This is a genomic window from Streptomyces sp. NPDC058464, from assembly GCF_042721035.1.
In the GTDB taxonomy this organism is placed as follows: domain Bacteria; phylum Actinomycetota; class Actinomycetes; order Streptomycetales; family Streptomycetaceae; genus Streptomyces.
Genome location: NZ_JBHXMA010000068.1, coordinates 21884 through 40489 on the forward strand (window position 1 = coordinate 21884; position 18606 = coordinate 40489).

At 66.6% G+C, this 18606-nt stretch carries 13 protein-coding genes; 5 read left to right on the forward strand and 8 right to left on the reverse strand.

Annotated features, from left to right (window positions below):
- Nucleotides 1–189 precede the first annotated feature (189 nt).
- Together ACFWPQ_RS48195 and ACFWPQ_RS48200 are read left to right on the forward strand one after the other, a co-directional pair.
- Entirely contained in the window at nucleotides 190–1671 is a 1482-nt protein-coding gene (locus tag ACFWPQ_RS48195) for an amidase (RefSeq protein ID WP_384050551.1), read from the forward strand.
- An 80-nt stretch (nucleotides 1672–1751) separates the two neighbouring features.
- On the forward strand, nucleotides 1752–2999 hold the full coding sequence (locus ACFWPQ_RS48200; RefSeq protein WP_383718032.1) for an NADH:flavin oxidoreductase/NADH oxidase family protein: 1248 nt from the start codon (nucleotides 1752–1754) through the stop codon (nucleotides 2997–2999).
- Nucleotides 3000–3535: 536 nt separating this feature from the next.
- Here the strand turns inward: ACFWPQ_RS48200 and ACFWPQ_RS48205 are convergent.
- From ACFWPQ_RS48205 to ACFWPQ_RS48225, 5 genes are all read right to left on the reverse strand, one after another.
- Nucleotides 3536–5872, reverse strand: coding sequence for a glycoside hydrolase family 3 N-terminal domain-containing protein (locus tag ACFWPQ_RS48205; protein WP_384050554.1), 2337 nt, complete (start codon nucleotides 5870–5872; stop codon nucleotides 3536–3538).
- Nucleotides 5869–8163, reverse strand: a complete 2295-nt coding sequence (locus ACFWPQ_RS48210) for a family 78 glycoside hydrolase catalytic domain (RefSeq protein WP_384050556.1) — start codon at nucleotides 8161–8163, stop codon at nucleotides 5869–5871. The genes ACFWPQ_RS48205 and ACFWPQ_RS48210 overlap by 4 nt, the downstream gene beginning before the upstream one ends.
- Nucleotides 8164–8208: 45 nt before the next feature.
- A complete protein-coding gene (locus tag ACFWPQ_RS48215; protein ID WP_384050559.1) occupies nucleotides 8209–8988 on the reverse strand; it encodes a carbohydrate ABC transporter permease in 780 nt (259 codons plus the stop codon).
- A gap of 43 nt (nucleotides 8989–9031) precedes the next feature.
- A complete protein-coding gene (locus ACFWPQ_RS48220; RefSeq protein WP_383718042.1) occupies nucleotides 9032–9958 on the reverse strand; it encodes a carbohydrate ABC transporter permease in 927 nt (308 codons plus the stop codon).
- Between the two features lie 78 nt (nucleotides 9959–10036).
- Nucleotides 10037–11305 (reverse strand): ABC transporter substrate-binding protein, encoded by a 1269-nt coding sequence (locus ACFWPQ_RS48225; RefSeq protein WP_384050562.1) that lies wholly within the window; start codon nucleotides 11303–11305, stop codon nucleotides 10037–10039.
- A 341-nt stretch (nucleotides 11306–11646) separates the two neighbouring features.
- On the opposite strand from ACFWPQ_RS48225, the gene ACFWPQ_RS48230 reads away from it, so the two are divergent.
- Nucleotides 11647–12666: a LacI family DNA-binding transcriptional regulator gene (locus ACFWPQ_RS48230; protein WP_383718048.1), complete on the forward strand. Its 1020-nt coding sequence runs from the start codon at nucleotides 11647–11649 to the stop codon at nucleotides 12664–12666.
- A 396-nt stretch (nucleotides 12667–13062) separates the two neighbouring features.
- Here the strand turns inward: ACFWPQ_RS48230 and ACFWPQ_RS48235 are convergent, their stop codons facing one another.
- Together ACFWPQ_RS48235 and ACFWPQ_RS48240 are read right to left on the reverse strand one after the other, a co-directional pair.
- Complete coding sequence (locus ACFWPQ_RS48235) at nucleotides 13063–14085, reverse strand: Gfo/Idh/MocA family protein (protein WP_383718051.1); 1023 nt, start codon at nucleotides 14083–14085, stop codon at nucleotides 13063–13065.
- A 32-nt stretch (nucleotides 14086–14117) separates the two neighbouring features.
- Complete coding sequence (locus ACFWPQ_RS48240; RefSeq protein WP_383718054.1) at nucleotides 14118–14675, reverse strand: VOC family protein; 558 nt, start codon at nucleotides 14673–14675, stop codon at nucleotides 14118–14120.
- A gap of 110 nt (nucleotides 14676–14785) precedes the next feature.
- On the opposite strand from ACFWPQ_RS48240, the gene ACFWPQ_RS48245 reads away from it, so the two are divergent.
- Nucleotides 14786–15427: a TetR/AcrR family transcriptional regulator gene (locus ACFWPQ_RS48245; RefSeq protein WP_384050571.1), complete on the forward strand. Its 642-nt coding sequence runs from the start codon at nucleotides 14786–14788 to the stop codon at nucleotides 15425–15427.
- Between the two features lie 324 nt (nucleotides 15428–15751).
- On the opposite strand, the gene ACFWPQ_RS48250 is transcribed toward ACFWPQ_RS48245, so the two are convergent.
- On the reverse strand, nucleotides 15752–16729 hold the full coding sequence (locus ACFWPQ_RS48250) for a LacI family DNA-binding transcriptional regulator (RefSeq protein WP_384050565.1): 978 nt from the start codon (nucleotides 16727–16729) through the stop codon (nucleotides 15752–15754).
- Nucleotides 16730–17115: 386 nt separating this feature from the next.
- Between ACFWPQ_RS48250 and ACFWPQ_RS48255 the strand changes: the two genes are divergently transcribed.
- The gene (locus ACFWPQ_RS48255; protein ID WP_384050568.1) at nucleotides 17116–18576 is read left to right on the forward strand and encodes an MFS transporter; all 1461 of its coding nucleotides are present in this window, start codon (nucleotides 17116–17118) and stop codon (nucleotides 18574–18576) included.
- Nucleotides 18577–18606: the final 30 nt, after the last annotated feature.

The window sequence follows — 18606 nt, forward strand, 5'->3', positions numbered from 1 at the left end:
GACCTTCCGGCCGAGCACCCCAGGAGCTCCGAGCAGACAGGTGTCGACGGCCGGCATCGACACGCTTCGGGCGGTCGCGGCGGAGCGGCGCTCCTCGATGGAGCGCACACCGCGGACGCGATCTCCCTCTCGGGACGCCGGTGCGGCCACATCTCCACTTCTGGGCCCGCCGAATCCGCGCATACAGAAATGAGGCTCTTCGTGCATGACCTCCCCTTCCAGTCAGCCGCGGACCAGTTGAGTGCGCTGGCCTCGGGCCAGGTTTCGAGCGAGGAACTGCTTGAGATCTACCTGAGCCGGATCGGCGCCCACAACGGAACGCTGAACGCGATCGTCACCGTGGACGTCGAGCGGGCGCAGCGCGAGGCCAGGAATGCCGACGCGAAACGCGCGAGCGGGGCGGAAATCGGCCCGCTTCACGGCTTGCCGATCACACTGAAGGACAGCTACGAGACCGCCGGTATGCGGACGGTCTGTGGTCGGCCCGACCTCAAGGAATACGTGCCCGAACAGGACGCTGAGGCGGTACGACGGTTGCGTGCGGCGGGCGCGGTGATCATCGGCAAGACCAACATGCCCGCGGGAAACCAGGACGTCCAGGCGGACAACCCGGTGTTCGGGCCGACGCTGAACCCGTGGAACACCGCCCGCACGTCCGGAGGTTCCGCAGGGGGTGGCGCCGTGGCGACAGCCGCAGGGCTCACCGCTTTCGACTTCGGCTCGGAGATCGGCGGATCGACCCGGATCCCAGCACACTTCAGCGGCCTCTACGGGCACAAGGCCACCTGGCGCTCCATCCCGCTCATCGGCCACGTGCCGGGCGGACCAGGCGTAGGGCGATGGGGGGAGATCGACCTCGCCTGTGCGGGCGCCCAGGTGCGCGAGGCGCGCGATCTTGTTCCCATCCTCCACGCGACGGTCGGACCGCCTGAGCGCGACGGCGGCTTCAGCTACACCCTCGCACCACCCCGAGCGAGCAAGTTGGGTGATTTCCGGGTCGCGGTGTGGAGCGAGGACGCGCAGTGTCCCGTCGACCATGACGTCGAAGCCGCAGTGGACGATGCCCTGAGCGCCCTCAAGGCCGCCGACGCGAAGGTCGAGTTGCAGCCCACCGTCCTCCCTGTCGACATGGCGACCAGCCATGACGTTTTCCTGCGCCTTCTCTTCGGTGCGTTCACCTACGACCGGTCCGGACTGACAGCGGCCTCCAACGCTGCGCTCCTCGCGCGTGTTGCCCAGCATCCTGGCGGTGAGGCGCTGTACGCCCTGCGAGGAACCTTCCAGTCGCACTACAGCTGGCTGCAGGCGGACGTCGTACGCCATGAGCTCCGGCAGCGGTGGACCGAGTTCTTCCGGGAATTCGATGTCCTGCTCATGCCAGTTACTCCGACCACGGCACCGCCTCACCACAACAAGCCGATCGACAGATTCGGACGCCGGATCCAGGTCGAAGGGCGGGCCCGCCCCTACTGGGACCAGGTCAAGTGGAGCGCCATTGCCAATGTGGCTGGCTCTCCGGCGACGACCGTCCCAGTCCGAACGGGCAGGGACGGTATGCCCGTCGGGCTGCAGGTGATGGGTCCGAGCGGCGGCGACCTCACCACCATCAAGTTCGCGGAACTCCTGGGTCGAGAGCTCGAGGGCTACCAGCCTCCTCCCGCCTTCGCGTGACGATCCATCGGCCCGCGCTGGCCTGAACCCGACCCTGCCTGCCGTCCCGGCTGCGCCGGCCACACCCAAGGAAAGCCCCGATGAACATGCTGGACACCCCCCTCACTCTTCCGAACGGCCAAGTGCTGGCCAACCGCCTGATGAAGTCCGCGCTCAGCGAGGCACTGGGAGACAAGAACAACGCGCCGGACGAGCGCCTTGGCCGTCTGTACTCCAGGTGGAGCCGAGGCGGATATGGCCTCATGATCACTGGCAACGTCATGGTCGATCGCACCCAGCTCGGCGAACCGGGCAACATAGTCATCGAGGACGAGCGCGATCTCCACGCCCTCTCACGTTGGGCCAAGTCGGCCCAGGACGCCGGTGTTCCGATCTGGGCACAGCTCAACCACCCCGGACGTCAGGCCAACCCGTTGGCGCTCGGACACACGCCGGTGGCACCCAGCCCGATCGCACCGAAGCTACCCGGAGCCAAGACGCCGCGGGAGCTGCGACCGGCAGAAATCGAGGAGATCATCGAACGCTTCGCCGCGGCCGCGGCCGTGTGCGAGACAGCCGGCTTCAACGGGGTACAGGTGCAGGGGGCCCACGGATATCTCATCTCTCAGTTCCTGTCACCGCTGTCGAACCGACGCGACGACCACTGGGGCGGCGACCTCGAACGACGGATGCGTTTCGGCCTTGAGGTCGTCCGGCGGATCCGTGCCCGTGTCAGCCCCAGCTTCGCCGTGGGCATCAAGCTCAACTCCGCAGACTTCCAGCGGGGCGGCTTCACCGAGGAGGAGTCTCAGGCCGTGCTGGCCGCGCTCGCCCGCGAACACGTCGACCTCATAGAAGTCAGCGGCGGTAGTTACGAGTCCATGGCGATGAGCGGCTCTGCCGCCCCCAGCACGAGGGCACGCGAGGCGTACTTCCTGGAGTACGCCCGTACTGTTCGCGAACTCGTCGGCGACATCCCCATCGCCGTCACAGGCGGATTCCGCACCCGCGATGCCATGCAACGAGCCGTACAGGACGGCGAATGCGACATGGTCGGCATCGGCCGCCCGACGATCACCACACCAGACGCAGCCCGGCTCATGCTCGCGGGCGAAGCCGACGCACTCACGGCACACCAGTTGCGTTACGGCATGCGAAGCCTGCTGGAAAGGATCACCGACCTCAAGTCCCTCGACGGAGTACTGGACCTCAGCTGGCACACCGACCAGATACACCGCCTCGGGAACGGCCTGCAACCCGACCTGAGTCGCGGCAGACTCGCCACCACCGTGGCAATGGTGCGGCGAAACGGCCGCACCTCATTCCGCGCCAAGCGAGGCGGCTCATGAGGACCTGAGACCTCAAGCTCAGGCCAGAACCTGTCCGGACTGTCGACCGATTCCCTGCCCGGTATCCGGAGCGCACGGCGATGCCACGGCCACCGGACTCGACATGCTGCCCTTCTGCCGGATCGCTCAGTTTGCCGACGGACAGGCCGTCGATCTGCATGCCGACAGTGCGAGGTCCGCGACCAGCTGTGAAGGAGGACGAGAAGAGGTCCGCATCCCGCCCGGAGGCAGTGCAGGCGGACCCAGTCCACCTACGTGCCTCGGGCGGTCGTTGCCAAGCCTGTTCATGGTTCGCTCTGGACTCCCGTTCGACGCGCACCCCTCAAGATCCGACCGCCACCAGCTACTCAGGTGCGGCCCGCCGCCGAACCAGATCGATGAAGACGGAACACCATCAGGTGTCCTGTATGGCTGGTGCCTGCGCGGGATCGGTTCCGGCGAACTCGCCGGTCTGCACTTTCGGTTCGAGGTGATCCCTCGGGTCCGGGACCAAGTCGACTGGTCTGACGAGGGAAACAGCCTCGCCGCGGCGGGACTCAAGAAGTCGCTCCGCCCGGACGCTCGATGGTGAAGGTAGCGGCGCGAAGATCCTCGATGCGTGAACTACTCCCGACCAGGAGATCGAACTCACCTGGCTCGACGACACGGCGTCCCGAGGCATCGACGAGGCTGCAGTCAGCGGCCGGAACCAGGATCTCCACCTCGACTGAATCACCCGGCTGGACGTCGACCTGAGTGAAGGTCTTCAGCTCGCGATCGGCCCACGTCACGCTTGTCACGCGGTCGCGGACGTACACCTGCACTGTCTCTCGCGCCGGACGCCGGCCCGTGTTGGTCAGTGTCACCGTGGCTCGCACCGTGCCGGTGGACGGGACGACAGGATTCTGTATCTTCGGCTCCGAGTAGTGCACCGACGTGTAGCTGAGGCCCTCGCCGAAGGCGAACAGCGGATCCTGTGTCAGATCGGCGTATCTGTAACCGTGTTGTCCCCGGACCTGGTTGTAGTAGATCGGCAGCTGTCCGGCGTGGCGTGGAACGCTGAGCGGCAGTCGCCCGGTCGGCTCGATGTGTCCGAGCACGAGCTCGGCGATCGCCCGGCCACCCTGCATCCCCGGGTTGAAGGCCTGGATGATGGCGTCTGCTCCCAGGGCCGAAGCGGGGAGCGTCGAGGGTTTGCCTTGGACGAGGACGACGACGAAGGGCCGATCAAGCTTCTGTAGGGCATCGAGGAGGGCGATCTGACCGCCCATGAGCTCCAGCGACGCGGTGGAGCGACCTTCTCCGGTCAGACCGACGGTGTCGCCGACGACCACGACAATGTGGTCCGCCTGGGACGCGACCGCCACCGCCTCGGCAAGTTCCGCCTCGTCGACCTCGGCGGGCACGAACAACTCAGGTCGCGGCTGGCCGTCCGGCAGTACAGGGCCGGCCGGATCCGGGATCAGGCGGCCGACCTCCGCACCACGTCGATGGACGACGGTCCAGTCACCGGGGACAACGCGGTGGAATCCGTCGAGCACGGTGGTGGTCAACTCGCGGGGGTGCCCGTCGGGCAGCCAGTCCACCTGTCCGGATGCGCCCGCCCAGTCGCCCAGTTGGGCATGGGGGTCGTCGGCGAGCGGTCCGAGGACTGCGATCGTGCGTGGTGTCGCCGAGGACGCCCGCGCGGCCCCGCTGGGTGCTGTCCCCCCGTCCAGCGGCAGGATCCCGGTGTTGCGCAGGAGCACGAGTGAGCGCCGCGACAGTTCGAGGTTGAGAGCGGTGTGTTCGGCGGAGCCGATGACCGACTCCTGCCGCGAGCGGTCGGGGAGGCGTGGATCTTCGAACAGCCCGAGCTCGAACTTCAACCGGAGCAGTCGGGCGACCGCGGCATCGATCGCGGACTCTGCGAGGCGTCCCTGCGCCACAGCGGCCTGGGCGGCGTGGAAGAACGCCGGTGTCGTCATCACGAGGTCGTTGCCCGCTGTGACTGCCACGACGGCCGCCTCGACGTCGTCGGCGCACACCTTTTGCTCCCACACCATCCGACCGACGTTGTCCCAGTCGGTCACCAGGGTTCCGGTGAAGCCCCACTCGCCTCTGAGTACATCGTTCAACAGCCAACTGTTTGCTGTGATCGGCACACCGTCTACCGCTTGATAGCCGATCATGAAGGTGCGGCACCCGGCGTTCACAGCCTTCTCGAAGGGCGGCAGGAACCACGAGCGGAGCTTGCGGGGAGACAGGTCGGCCTCGCTCGCGTCACGGCCTCCCTGGGTTTCCGAATACCCCGCGAAGTGCTTGGCCGTCGCAAGAACCGCAGTCCTGTCGTCCAATCCTTCCCCTTGGTATCCCTGAATCATGGCCGCGCCCAGCTCGCCGATCAGGTACGGGTCCTCACCGAAGGTCTCGTCGCACCTTCCCCACCGCGTGTCGCGTGCGATGCACAACACGGGCGAGAAGGTCCAGTGCACTCCGGTGGCCGACACCTCCACGGCTGTCGCTCGCGCGGCGCGCCCGACAAGCTCACGGTCCCAGCTGCATGCCATGGCGAGCTGGGTCGGGAAGATCGTCGCACCCGGCCAGAACGAGTGGCCATGGATGCAGTCCTCCGCCATGAGCAAGGGGATCTGCAGACGTGTCCGCATCACCAGTTCGCGGGCATGGACACTTTTCTCGGGAGAAGCGTGCAGGAGCGAGCCGCACAACAAGCCGAGGACGAGGTCGTCAAGGTCACCGCGGGCGTCGAGTTGAAGCATCTGGCCGACCTTCTCGGCCAAGGTCATGCGTGCGATCAGGTCGGCGACGCGTTCGTCGACAGGCCTGCTCGGATCGAGGTAGGGCTCGAGATGCGGGCGTTCGGGGGCGTCGGCGCGCACGGGCGGGCGGTTCATCCAGCCACTCCATTCTGTACGGGCGACCGCGAGAACTCGACGTCGAGGGTGTGATGTCCGGACGGCAGTTCGCGGTCGGCGTGGCCCGGCCAGCGAAAGACCGCGCTGCTGCCCACGGGGACGGTCACCGAGACCGTCACGCGGTCGTCCAGGCGGTGCCACTCCACAGCGACTCGGCCGTGGGGGGTCTGCAGTGCACACCGAGCCCAGTCGATGCCGTCCGCAACCAGTGGTGCCACCAGGACCTCGCGGTAACCGGGGGTCAGGGGCGCGATGCCTCCGACAGCGCGATGGATCCAGTCGGCGACCGCCCCGAGCGCGTAGTGGTTGAAGCTGGTCATGTCGCCCGGGTTGATGCGACCGTCCGGCAGCATGGAGTCCCAGCGCTCCCAGACGGTCGTCGCGCCCATGGTGACCGGGTACAGCCACGACGGGCACTCACGCTGGAGAAGCAGGCGGTACGCGGTGTCGATGTGCCCCGTCGAGCTCAGAGCGCCGGTGACGAAGGGCGTTCCGGCGAAGCCGGTCGAGATACGGTGGCTGTTCGCTTCGACGAGTTGAGCCAGCCGGTCGCCGGCCCAGGCTCGTTCCGTTTCGTCGAGCAGCCCGAACGCGACAGCCAGCGTGTAAACGGAGGCGCAGTCGCTCTTGATGCGCTGATCGCCGACGTAATGGCGACGGAACGCGGCCCGGATGTCCGCGGCTGTAGAGGAGAATTCCGCGGCTTCCGCGGACTTGCCGAGCAGCTGTGCCGTCTGTGCGACGAGCATCATCGTCCGGTACGCGCACGCCGTTGCCACCACACCGGGGTCTGCTTTGGCGCGTTCTGGGTGTTCGGCAGGGGCGTCCGGGTCGAGCCAGTCGCCGAACTGGAAGCCCGTGTCCCACAGGCCCGAAGGGGACAGCGCCGCGCGGACCCTCCGCGCGTGGGCGAGCATCGTCGGGAAGGTCTCGCTCAGGATCGTGATCTCGCCGTACGCCTCCCACAGTGTCCAGGGAACCCAGACAGCAGCGTCGCTCCACAGGGCAACCGGGTGGCCTGCGGGTGGGCCGGCCGGTTGGTCGGCTGCCGCGTCGACGGCGTGCTTGAGGATGTCGGGAACGACGAGTGGGACGACGTCGGCGTGGGACTGCTCAAGCGCGAGGTCACGCAGCCAGTCGAGGAGGAAGTCCTTCACGTCGAAGAGGAAGGCGGCCGTCGGTGCGAACGCCGAGAGGTCTCCCGTCCAGCCGAGGCGTTCGTCGCGTTGCGGGCAGTCGGTGGGGACATCGACGAAGTTGCCCTGCATTCCGCGGACGACGTTCGCGTGGAAGGTCGTCAGATCCGGATCGGAGCACTCGAACTCACCGGTCCGGCGCAGATCGGACGAGACGACGACGGCGGTCACCGCGCCATCGACCGGAAGCCCCTCCGGCCAGCCTCTGAGTTCGGTGTAGCGAAACCCGTGGAAGGTCATCGTCGGCTCGAAGGTGTCGTCGCCGCCGCTCAACGTGAAATGGTCGGTCGCCAGAGCCGAACGCAGTGGCCGTACGCACAGCTCGCCGTCTTCGAGGACCTCGGCGTGCCGTGCCGTGATGACCGTCCCCTCTGGTCCGCGCACACGGAGCTTGAGCCAGCCGACGACGTTCTGTCCGAAGTCGATGAGGAGGGCGCCGGAGGAGCTGCGCCATGTTCTCTGCGGCTGCAGGTGGGCGATTCGCCGTACCGGCGGCGCCGGGTCGAGGCTGAGGCGGGCGCTGTCGTAGTCCACCAGGCGGACACCGGCCCAGCCGTCGGCCTGAAATCCGGGGAGCAGCCAGGCGTCGTCCTCGCGTCGGGCATCGATGGCCTGGCCGTTGTAGAGGTCGTCGGCGACCACCGGTCCGGGACCGGACATCCACGACTCATCGGTCGCGACCACCGCTTCGTGCCCGTCGGCGTAGGTCAGCCGCAGTTCCGCGAAGGCAGCGATGTCCGGGCCATAGCGATTCGTCTCGATCCAGCCCAGACGTCCGCGGTACCAGCCGTTGCCGACGGTGATCGCGAGCGTCGAGATCTCGTCGACGAGATCGGTCACGTCGAGCTCGACGAAGTGCAGTCGCCACTCGTAGCTGGTCCACCCTGGAGTCAGTACGGCGTCCGTCACGGGCCGCCCGTTGATCCAGGCCTCACATATGCCCAATGCGGACAGTCGCAGGGTGGCGGCGACCAGTCCTCCGTGCCCTGGCTCGGTGGAGAACTCCCGTCGGAACCGCGGGGCGGATTCGATGCCGTTTTCGGGCGCGATGAAGCGCCCCGTCCAGATGGTCACGTAAATTCCAATTCGCTAAATCGCGGTGGGGGGATAACGATGAACTCAGCCCTTGAGGCCGCCCGCAAATCCTTGGACGATGTAGCGCTGCAGCACGAAGTACGTAATCAGGATCGGCACGATGCTGATGATGATCCCGGCGAAGATAAGGTTCCACTGGGCGCCGTACTGACCCACGAATCCGTAGACGGCGACAGTGATCGTCTTGTTCCCTGAACCCGACAGGTAGAGCAGCGGTTGCAGGAAGTCATTCCAGGTGAACACCGCATTCAGGATGATGACCGTTCCCGTGATCGGCCGCATCAGCGGGAATACCACCGACCAGAAGGCGCGGAATGCGCTTGCGCCGTCGAGCGCGGCAGCCTCTTCGAAGTCGTGGGGCAGGGCGCGCATGAAGCCGGCGTACAGGAAGATCGTGAACGGCATCGATTGGCCGACGTTCGCGAGGATGACGCCGCTGAGCGAGCCGAGCAGGTGGATGTCGCGCATCGTCTGGTACAGCGGGAGCAGAGCGAGCTGCATGGGAAGCAGGAGGCCCACAAGGAACGCGAAGTAGCTGACGGTGGACCACCGCGAGCGCAGCCGGGAGAGGGGGTAAGCCGCGGACGAAGCGAAGGCGACCAGGAAAATGATGGTCAAGATCGTGACTATCGCGCTGTTGATGAGCCCACCGCCGAGAGCGCCCTGATGCCATGCGTCGACGAAGTTCTGGAAGGTCGGATGCTTGGGAAGTGCAAGGGTCGAGCTCTGGTCGCCAGGAGCCTTGAAGGCAATGTTGAAGAGCAGGACGACCGGGAAAATGAACACCAGGGCCGTCAGGATCATGACGACTTCGAGGACCCCTGTCCTCCATGTGTAGCGATACATCTCAGCCTTCGTTCCTGGAGATCATCCGATACTGAAACGCCGATGCCGCAGCCACGAACAGGGTGAGTACGACAGCCAGGGCAGCGCCGTTACTGAATCGCCCCAGTTGAAAGGCGTTCTTGTAGATCAGCGTCGAAATTGTGTCGGTCGCACCGCCGGGTCCGCCCTGGGTCATAACGAAGACTTGGTCGAACAGCTTGAAGCCCCCGATGAGGGAGAGCATCAGGTTGATCGTGAACGCCGGAGCCAGCATCGGACGGACGATGTACCAGAAACGCCGGACCGGGCCGGCGCCGTCGATCGCCGCCGCTTCGATCACTTCGTCCGGAATTCCCTGGAGCCCCGCGAGGAAGATGACCATGGAGTATCCGACAAACTGCCAGATCACGACCGCGATGATCGCCCAGATCGCGACCTTCGGGTCGCCGAGCCAGTTCTGCCGCAATCCACCGAGGCCGATGTCCTTGAGAACCTGGTTGAGTGCACCTTCCGGGGCGAGGAGGTTCTGCCAGAGGAAACCCACCGCGATCGACGTGATCACCACAGGTGCGAAGAAGAGAACCCGAAGGAAGTTCCGCGACTTGATCCGTGAGTTCACACCGAGGGCGATGAGCAGGCCGATGGCGTTCTGGACCACTGTCACCGTGACTGCGATCAGCAGGGTGTTCTTGATCGCTGTCAAGCTGTTCGTGTCGTCGAAAATCGATCGGAACTGGTGCAAGCCCACCCAGTGCTTGGCCGACGAGACACCGTCCCAGTCGGTGAACGCGAAGAGGCTGCCCTGGACCGCAGGAACGATCACCGCGAACGCGTAGAGCGCGGCTGCGGGCAGAACGAACCACCACACCGACTGTGCGTAACTGCGGTACCGACGCCTCGATCCGGAGGCCGGCGCGTCAGCGCGCGCGGGATCAGCACTTGTTGCCATGTCGAGACTCCTTGCTGTCTCTTGCAGAAGGACAGCGCGGTGCGCGTTCCTCGCGCCGCGCCGTCCCGTTCTTCCAGCTCATCCCTTGTAAGCGGCATCCATTGCGGCGAGCACGTCCTTGACCGAGGCCTGTCCGCCCAGGAGCTTCTGCAGCTCGTCCTGGTAGACCTGCGTCACGTTGGCGTTGGGCCAGGTCTGGTCGGGGAACGCGGCGGTCTTGTCGCTGTGCACCTGATCCGAGACACCCGCCAGAGCCGGCGTGGGCTTGAATCCCTCCACCGTGGTGCTGGGGAAGATGGATCCGGCCTTGACCGCGACGTCCATCCCCTTCTTGGACATGTAGAAGTCGAGGAACTTCTTCCCCAACGCGACGTTGCCCTTGGCGTTGACGCCGTACCCCGCCCCCAGGCCGACCGGCAGGACGGTCTGCGAGGGGTCGTCCGTTGCCGGGAGCGCGGCGGTCTCGAACGTCGTTCCGCTCGGCGCGTCCTTCTGGATGTCCACGATCTGGTTGCTCACCGTCACGATGCCGAGGGCGCCACCCGTGGCGACCTGCTTCTGCGCGACATCGAGGCTCGTGCCGAGCGAGTCCTTGGTGAAGCACCCGGCTTTGAGCATCTGCTGGTACTTCGTCAGCGCGGTGGTCCACTGGGAATCGCTGAACGTCGCTTTGCCGGCTGCCTGCTGGGCCGAGAAGCCCGGGTTCGGTCCGTACACAAGAGTGGCGGTGAGAGTGTAGGGAAGGTAGTTGAAAGTACCGCCGGCGAGGCCGGCCATCGCGTAGGCCACCTTGCCCTTGGCCTTCGCGGCCGAGCAGAGGCCGAGCACCTGGCTCCACGTGGTGGGCGCCGTCTTGCCGATGGCCTTGAGTGCCTGCGTGTTGTATGTGGCGGGGATGATCGTCGAGTTGTTGGCGACCATCAGCACCTTGCCGTCGGCGCTCATGACGTTCTTGGTCGCTTCGTTGAAGTTCGAAGCCCAGCTCTCGGCGGAGAGGTCTGCGAGGTACTTGCCCTTGGCCAGGGTCTGGGCCGTGATCGGGTTTCCGTTGCCGGGGAAGACGACGTCGACATCGGCTGCGGTGCCCGAGACGAGCTGGGTGTTGATCTGCGTGAGGATGGCCGGCCAGGGATAGCCGGTCAACTTGACCTTGACTCCCGGGTTGTCCTTCTCGAACTGGGCGACGACCGCCTTCATCACGGCGTCACCGGACCAGCCGGCGACCGTGAGGGTCTTGCTGCCGGAGGCGGATCCCGAGGCGGAATTCGAGTCGGTCGAACATCCGGCGAGTGCCAGCGCTGCGGCCGCACCCACACCGGCGACCGCGAATGCACGGTTTCTTCGCATGAAATGCTCCGTTGGATTCCAAACGTGGAGCCTGGACGTTATTGCCCCGTAAACAGGACTCGTCCGGCAATGTGCTAGTGACCGTAGGACTCGGGAGTGCGAGTGTCAACCGGTTCACAAAAATTGGTTCGCGATGCCTCGGGGCCGCCGATGGGGCGGAGGACTCTAGCAAAGGCGCTGCTCAGCAGCGGCGCGCAGGCGAGCGTGATCGGATTCGGCGGCGACCGGTCTACAAGCGTGAGGCATGAGCCGGATGCGCGGTGGTAGCCTCGCGGATGGTTTCAAGAAGGAGGGCAACCGTGGGATCGGATGCGTCCGCCGGTGCTGCTCGGCGCCCCTCGATGGACGATGTGGCCCGGGCTGCAGGGGTGTCCAAGGGTGCGGTGTCCAAGGTGATCCGCAACGCGTACGGGGTCAGCGATGCCATGCGGACGCGCGTGGAGGCCGCGATCCAGGAGCTGGGCTACCGGCCCCGCATCGCGGCCCGGGCCATGAGGGGGTCGAGCTTCAGCATCGGCCTGGAGATCCCCAACCTCGGCAACGACTTCCTGACCCAGATCATGCAGGGTGCGGCGGCGCAGTTGGCCGGTTCGAGCTACCAACTCATGATCGCCCCAGGGATCGGCGAGCTCAGCGGTGCGCCGGTCCTGGAGAATCTGGCCGACCGCCAGGTCGACGGTCTCATAGCGATCTCGCCCGAGGTCACGCCGGCCTGGCTTGAGACCCTCGCCCTTGAGCTTCCGATCGTCCTCATCGGACGGCACGACGACTCCGTCAACTACGACACGGTCACCAATGACGACGTCGCAGGTACGACGTTGGCCCTCGACCATCTGCGCACTCTGGGGCATGAGCGGATCGCGCACCTCACGATGCGGATGCAGCCCGAGGTCCAGCCGCGCGCCCCGCACTCGCTCCGCCTGCTGACGTACGAGCAGATGACCGCCGACGCCGGCCTGGACTCGATCATCGAATACTGCAGTGACGCACAGGACGACGCTTACGCTGTGGCACGCGAACTGCTGAGCCGTGATCCCTCCATCACCGCCATCTTCGCCGGGCATGACACGCTGGCGATCGGCGTGCTGCGCGCGCTCGCGGATCTGGGACTGACCACCAGGGATGTCTCCGTGGTGGGGTATGACGACATCCAGGTCGCCGGCCACCCGCTGGTGTCGCTTTCCACCGTCTCGCAGTTCGGTGAGAAGATGGGTGCGATGGCGATCGAGCTGCTGATGGAGCGGATCTCCGGCCGGCGAACGACTGCGCGCCACTACCAGATCCACCCGGAGCTGCGAGTCAGAGCCTCGTCGCAGGCCGCACGCAGCCGCAACCTGCCCGAGAATCGCACGGGGAGCTGAGCGCCGGACCCGCGGAGCACGGCCGGGTCCGGTGCATTGCCCACCCTTCTGTGGCCGCTCAGCCCTGACGGCGGGCTGCCCTCCCCCGTGGCGAGGGATCCAGGACACAGTCCCGTTCCGAGGCGGACCGGACTGCGTGATGCAGTGCGGGATGTTTACGAAAATGGACCGGTCTACGTTCCTGGGCGGGACGTCGTTCGACGAGCAGGTCGTCAGGCGCGCCCGACGGGAAACGCCGGTCATGTTGGGGCCTTCGGCCGGACAGGCGGCGGTAATTGCCAGTAACGCTCTTCAGCAAGCTGGTCGGCCTCCGCAGGGGCAGGCGCCGACCTGGTTCGCTGCCTTGTCCGACTGCGATCCCGACAGACCCGCTTCCTGCTGACTGAGCCTCAGTGGTCATGCGCGTGCAGTCCGAGAGGACACCAGAGCGGACCGAATACCGTCGAGCACGTCGAAGACTTCGACGGTGGCGCGAAGGGGGTGCCACTCGTGTTCCGTGTCGCCGCGGAGGATCGCCTCCGTCACCGCGCGGAGCATGGGGATGTAGCCGTTGCCCTCGCGGTCGAATCGCGAGATGTCGGGTGACGAGAAGAGCTCGCCGGTGAACGTGCCGTCCAGGGCATGGGTGGCGTACTGGGTGGCCCTCATGAACGGTGCGGGGATCGTCATCCATCCGGCGGTGCCGCTCACCGAGGCGGTCGGTTCGATGAACTGCACCATGGATGCGGCCAGATGCGCGACCCGGCCTCCGTCGTACCGCAGCGTCATGTACTCGGTCAGGTCGACGCCGTCGGCCCGGATGTCACCGTCGGCGATGATTCCGCTGGGCGTGCCGAGCAGCTCAAGTGCCAGCGTGACGGGGTAGATCCCCTGGTCGAGCAGGGTGCTGCTGGCTCGCTCGGCCGACCAGCGGTCCGAGTCCGCCGTCCCGAACGGGAGCCCGAAGTACCCGCGTACCGCGCGGATGTCGCCGATGCGGCCGGCGCGGGCCTGGTCGACGAAGGCCCGGAAGCTCGGATTGAACTTCATCCACATCGCTTCCATCGCGAACACGCCACGGCGCTGCGCCGCTCCGGCGATCTCCCGGGCCTCGGCCGCGTTCACCCCGAGCGGCTTCTCGACGAGGACATGCTTGCCGGCCTCGATGGCCCGCAGCGCCATCGAGGCATGCAGCGCGTGCGGGGTCGCCAGGTAGACCGCGTCGACCTGCGAGTCGGCCAGAAGGGCGTCCATGTCGTCGAAGGCGCGCGAGAAGTCGAACTCGGCGGCGAAGGCGCGAGCCCGGTCGAAGGAGCGGGACAGCACCGCCGCTCGGCTCGCTCCCGGAACGGTCGCGAAGTCCGCGGCGATCTGCCGGGACACATCGGCAGTCCCGACGATCGCCCAACGAACCTCATTGGACGGGCGAGAATCAGGCATTCTTCGTTCCTCCGATGGTGACGGTGCCGACGTCAGGACGTGCCGTTCGGGGACATGCAGCGGATCGGCTCACTGCCGTCCCACGTGGCTGCGGCGGTACGCAGCATCTCGGCGAAGCCGTCCGTGCCGGCGGAACGCTCCATGATCTCGATGACCTGTGCCGGGCCGGTGGGTGCTTCGAGGTACGCGTACTGAATCGGGCTCTTCCTGTCGTCGCTGGACCATACGACCGGCCAGCCAGTGGCCCGGACGACGGCCTGGACCGCCGTGTCGAGGTCGTCGACCCACCAGGCGAGTTGCTGGTATCCCTCCCGCCCGGAGGCCAGGAACTCCGTGTAGATGCTGGGCGTTTCGTCGTCCGGCTGAATCAGTTCGATCTGCAGATCACCAGAGTTGCTGAGAGCGAGGGACAGGGGGGCTGTGCAGGGTTGACCGCGGTAGAGCGCGTGCAGGGGTTGTCCGTGCATCACGTACCAAGGACCGACCCCCAGTGACAGCCAATTGCCCACTGCCTCGTCAAGGTCGCGGACGACGTAGCCGATCTGGCGGATGGATCCCTGCAGAGCGGCCGCCCGGGAGGACTGGTGCATCGGAGCACTCCCATCGATACCGAGTACCTATTAGGTAAGAGGTAAGCTGTAAATTACAACATCGGATGTGTGCCGACAAGAGATGTCCTGATACGAAGGCCCGTGTGAACATGGCTGAGGGAGTCCCGGCTTACCGGCGTGACCGGCTTCGACTGCCGGCCGCCCAGCGGCGGCGGCAGATCGTGGAGGTGACGAGGCGCCTGATCGCCGAGCGGGGCTTCTGGGGCCTGTCGATGCAGGACGTCGCCGATGGCTGCGGCCTGACCGTCCAGGGGCTGCTGCACCATGTCGGTTCGAAGGACGGACTGCTCGCGTCGGTCCTGGAGCACGCCGAGATCGAGGACGCACTGCAACTGGCCGTGCAACTCGGCACGGCTGACAGCGACTTGACGGGTGCCCCGGTGGACGGCACTACGCAGGGTGTGGTCGACCTGCCGCAAGTGTGCGCCGCGATCGTACGGCGCAACGCGGTGCAGCCCGAGATCGTCCGGCTGCACGCCGTGCTCGCCGCCGAGTCACTGGAGCCACGCCACCCGGCGCACGCGTACTTCCTCGCCCGTCACCGACGAGCGCTCGCAGCTCTGTCCGAGCTGGCCAAGCCTCTCAGCAGGGACCCGGAATCGCTGGCCCGGCAGATCCTGGCCACGATGGACGGTCTGGAGCTGCAATGGCTGCGCGACCCGGACAACGCCGACCTGGTCCGGGAATGGGAGGCCGCGTCCGCGCTTATCTTCGGACAAGCGGGCACCTGACTCATGGCGACCTGGCCGGTGTCGACCGCGAGCATCAAGATCTCTGGTCCTCCGACTGGGCAGAGTATCGACGTGGGGAAGGCCGCCGCAGTGAGCGTGCACGGCCCGGTCGCAGGTCAGATCTTGATCGAACGCGTCGTCGCGAGTGTTCCGCCGTCCATCGCGCCCCCGCTGGCAGGGGTATTGCGTGGTCCCACGCCGCTGGACCGTCGAGCGCCCCCTGGGCCGGCACATGAAATACCGTTGCATGGCCCGCGAATACGAGGTACGCCCCCGTTCTTGAACGGCAGGGCAACCACATTCCCGTGATTGCCTGTCCGCGTATCAGGTGGAGGAGCGTGCGATGACCTGTGGGTTGGTGGGCGAGATGGGAAAGTTGCCTTCGCGGCCCGCGAGGGCGGCGAGCACGGCTTCGGCACGGTGCCGCCCCGCCTCCAGGACGTCGAAGAAGACAGTCGAGAGCGGGGGGCTGGCGAAGCGGGCCATGGGGTGGTCGTCGACGCCGATGACGGCGAGGTCGTCGGGTGCGTGGAGGCCGTGTTCGCGCATGCCGGCCAGCAGGACGATCGCGGTCTCGTCGTTGAAGGTGCACACGGCCGTCACGTCCTGACCCTTCCAGGCGGTCACGGCCCGGGTGGAGCTGGTGATCTCCAGATCCATGGTGACGACGACAGGCGGGGCGATGCCGGCGGCGGCGCAGGCGTTCGTGACGCCGAGCAGGCGGCCCTCGGCCATCTGCCGGTACGAGGAGTTCTCGGGCAGTGCGTAGCCGATGCGCCGGTGTCCGCGCTGGATGACGTGTTCGGCCTGCAGCCGGCCGACCGATTCCCAGGGAGGGGGTTGGTCCACGTTCGTGGGCAGGACGACGGTCGCCCCGAGTCGGTGCAATGCCTGGACGGTGTCCTGATCGAAGGGGGCCAGGCCCAGGACGGCCGAGGGGCCGAGGGTGGCGCAGACGTCGAGCAGGGGACGTCCGTGTGCGCCCAGCAGGTGGGTGACCAGGGTCAGGCCGTGCCCGGCCAGTGAGCCGGCGAGTTCCTCCACGAAGCGGCTGATGCTCGGGCCGATCGGCAGGTCGGGGATGGTGAGCAGGACGATGTCGCTCCGCCCGGCGGCGAGGGCACGCGCCGAGGCGTGCGGCCGGTAGTTCAGCCGCTGGGCGGCCTCCACGACACGGCGCCGGGTCTCTTCCGGGATGGACTGCCCGGGCCGGTCGTTGAGCACGTAGCTCACAGTGGTGGGGGAAACGCCGGCGGCGCGGGCGACGTCGACGCCGGTGGTCCGTTTCGGGGGGCGTGTCATGGTCCTCTGAGGTTGTCGGCGTCCTCGACCTTATCCCAGGCCGGCCCCTGTTCCTGCGAGTCGGCCACCGTTGGCGCCGGGGTCTGGTCACGGCCATGGAGAGCGCGAATGCCGTCGGGCCGGTGAAGTGGACTGCGTCTCCAGCCGTGGCGTTATGAATTCGTAGCATTACGAGGCCTTGTTGCTTTCGATGCATCCGATGCTAGCTTACTGAAGCGCTTCAGTGATGCGCTTCACTTAGAGCTGAGTCGCTGCCGCTGAGCCGACTGATCGCGATGAGCGAGGTCCGCATCGATACGGCGGGCCTCGATGGACTCGGCAGCCGAAACCGTAAGAGCCGCCATCCGGCCCTGCGAGCTCCACCCCGCCCGCTCGAAAGGACACCGATGTCCCACACCGAGACCGCTCCACAACCAACAGAGGAAGGCACCGGGTTCGGCATGCGCCACGCGCTCGTGCTGATCTCCCTCCTCTGGGCGGTGGCACTGAACCCGATCGTCGTTCTGCTCAGTGGAAACGCCCAGGCTCAGATCGCGATCCACTTCCGCACCACCGAAATCGTCTGGTTCACCCAGGCCGGGGCCCTGGTGGGCACCTTCGTGCTGCCGTTTGCGGTCAAGGCGGCCGCGCTCTACGGCAAGAAGCGCGTCCTGGTCGTCGTCGCCGCGTTCGGCCTGGTCGGCGATCTGATCGCAGCGTTGTCGACGAACTATTCGATGCTGCTGGTAGGGCGAACCATCGCGGGTATCTACGGCGCGGCAGCGGCCGTGGCCTACGCGACGGCCCGTGACGTGTTCCCACGTCGCCTGGTCGGGCCGGCCAGCGCACTGCTGGGAGGCAGTATCGGCATCGTCGCCCTGGGCGGCCCGTTCTTGTCCGGTTGGCTGCTGGACACCTGGGGCTTCCACGGTGCGCTGTGGTTCATGGTGGTCTCCACCGCGCTGTGTGTGGTGATCCTGGTGGCCTTCGTGCCCGAGAGCCCGGTCCGTGAGGAGCAGAGCCGGATGGACTGGATCGGCGGGCTGCTGCTGGGCGCGGGCCTGACCGCGATCGTCTACTCGATCGGACAGGGCACGGACTGGGGCTGGACCAGCGGCACGTTCTTCGCCTACATGGGCGGGGGCCTGCTGGCACTGATGGTCTTCGTGCTCGCCGAGCGTCGCATCGAGCACCCGCTGTTCCCGGCCTCGCTGATGACCCGTCGCCAGGTCTGGGCGGTGTTCCTGGCCACCGCCGTCGGCTCAGCAGCAACCTACGCGGTCGGCACGGACACACAACTGCTAGCACTGATGCCGAAGATCCCGACCGTCTCCGACGGCCTGGGCTGGACGGCGACGCACAACGCGTGGGTTACCTCCCCGCTGAGTCTGATCATCATCGCGACCGCCATCGCGACCGGTGTGCTCGCACGACGGTTCGACGCGCGGATCCTGCTGGCCACGGGCGGAGTGCTGGCCGCCGTCGGCTACGGCCTCGGCTCGCACCTGCACCATACGGCAGCCCAATTGATCATCATGGGTGTGGTGTCGGGCCCAGGCGCCGGCCTGATCGTCGCCGTCGCCCCGATCATGATCATTGAAGCGGTCTCGCCGAAGGAACAGGCTCTCGCCAATGGCGCCCAGGCCCTGATGATGGGAATAGTCCAGGCGATCTTCACCACGCTCACCTTCTCCCTGATGGCCCGTGGCGGCAAGATCATGCATGGCACCCAGTTCTACCGCGACTCCGGCTTCACCAACGGATTCTGGCTCGCGGCAGGCGGTTCCGCAGCAGCCGCGCTGCTGGTGCTGCTGATCCCCAAGCCCGGTCGGCTTGACCAGGCCGAGGTCGGTCAGGCCGCATCCTGACCCGCATTTCCGGGCCGGCCTCGGTGCCGC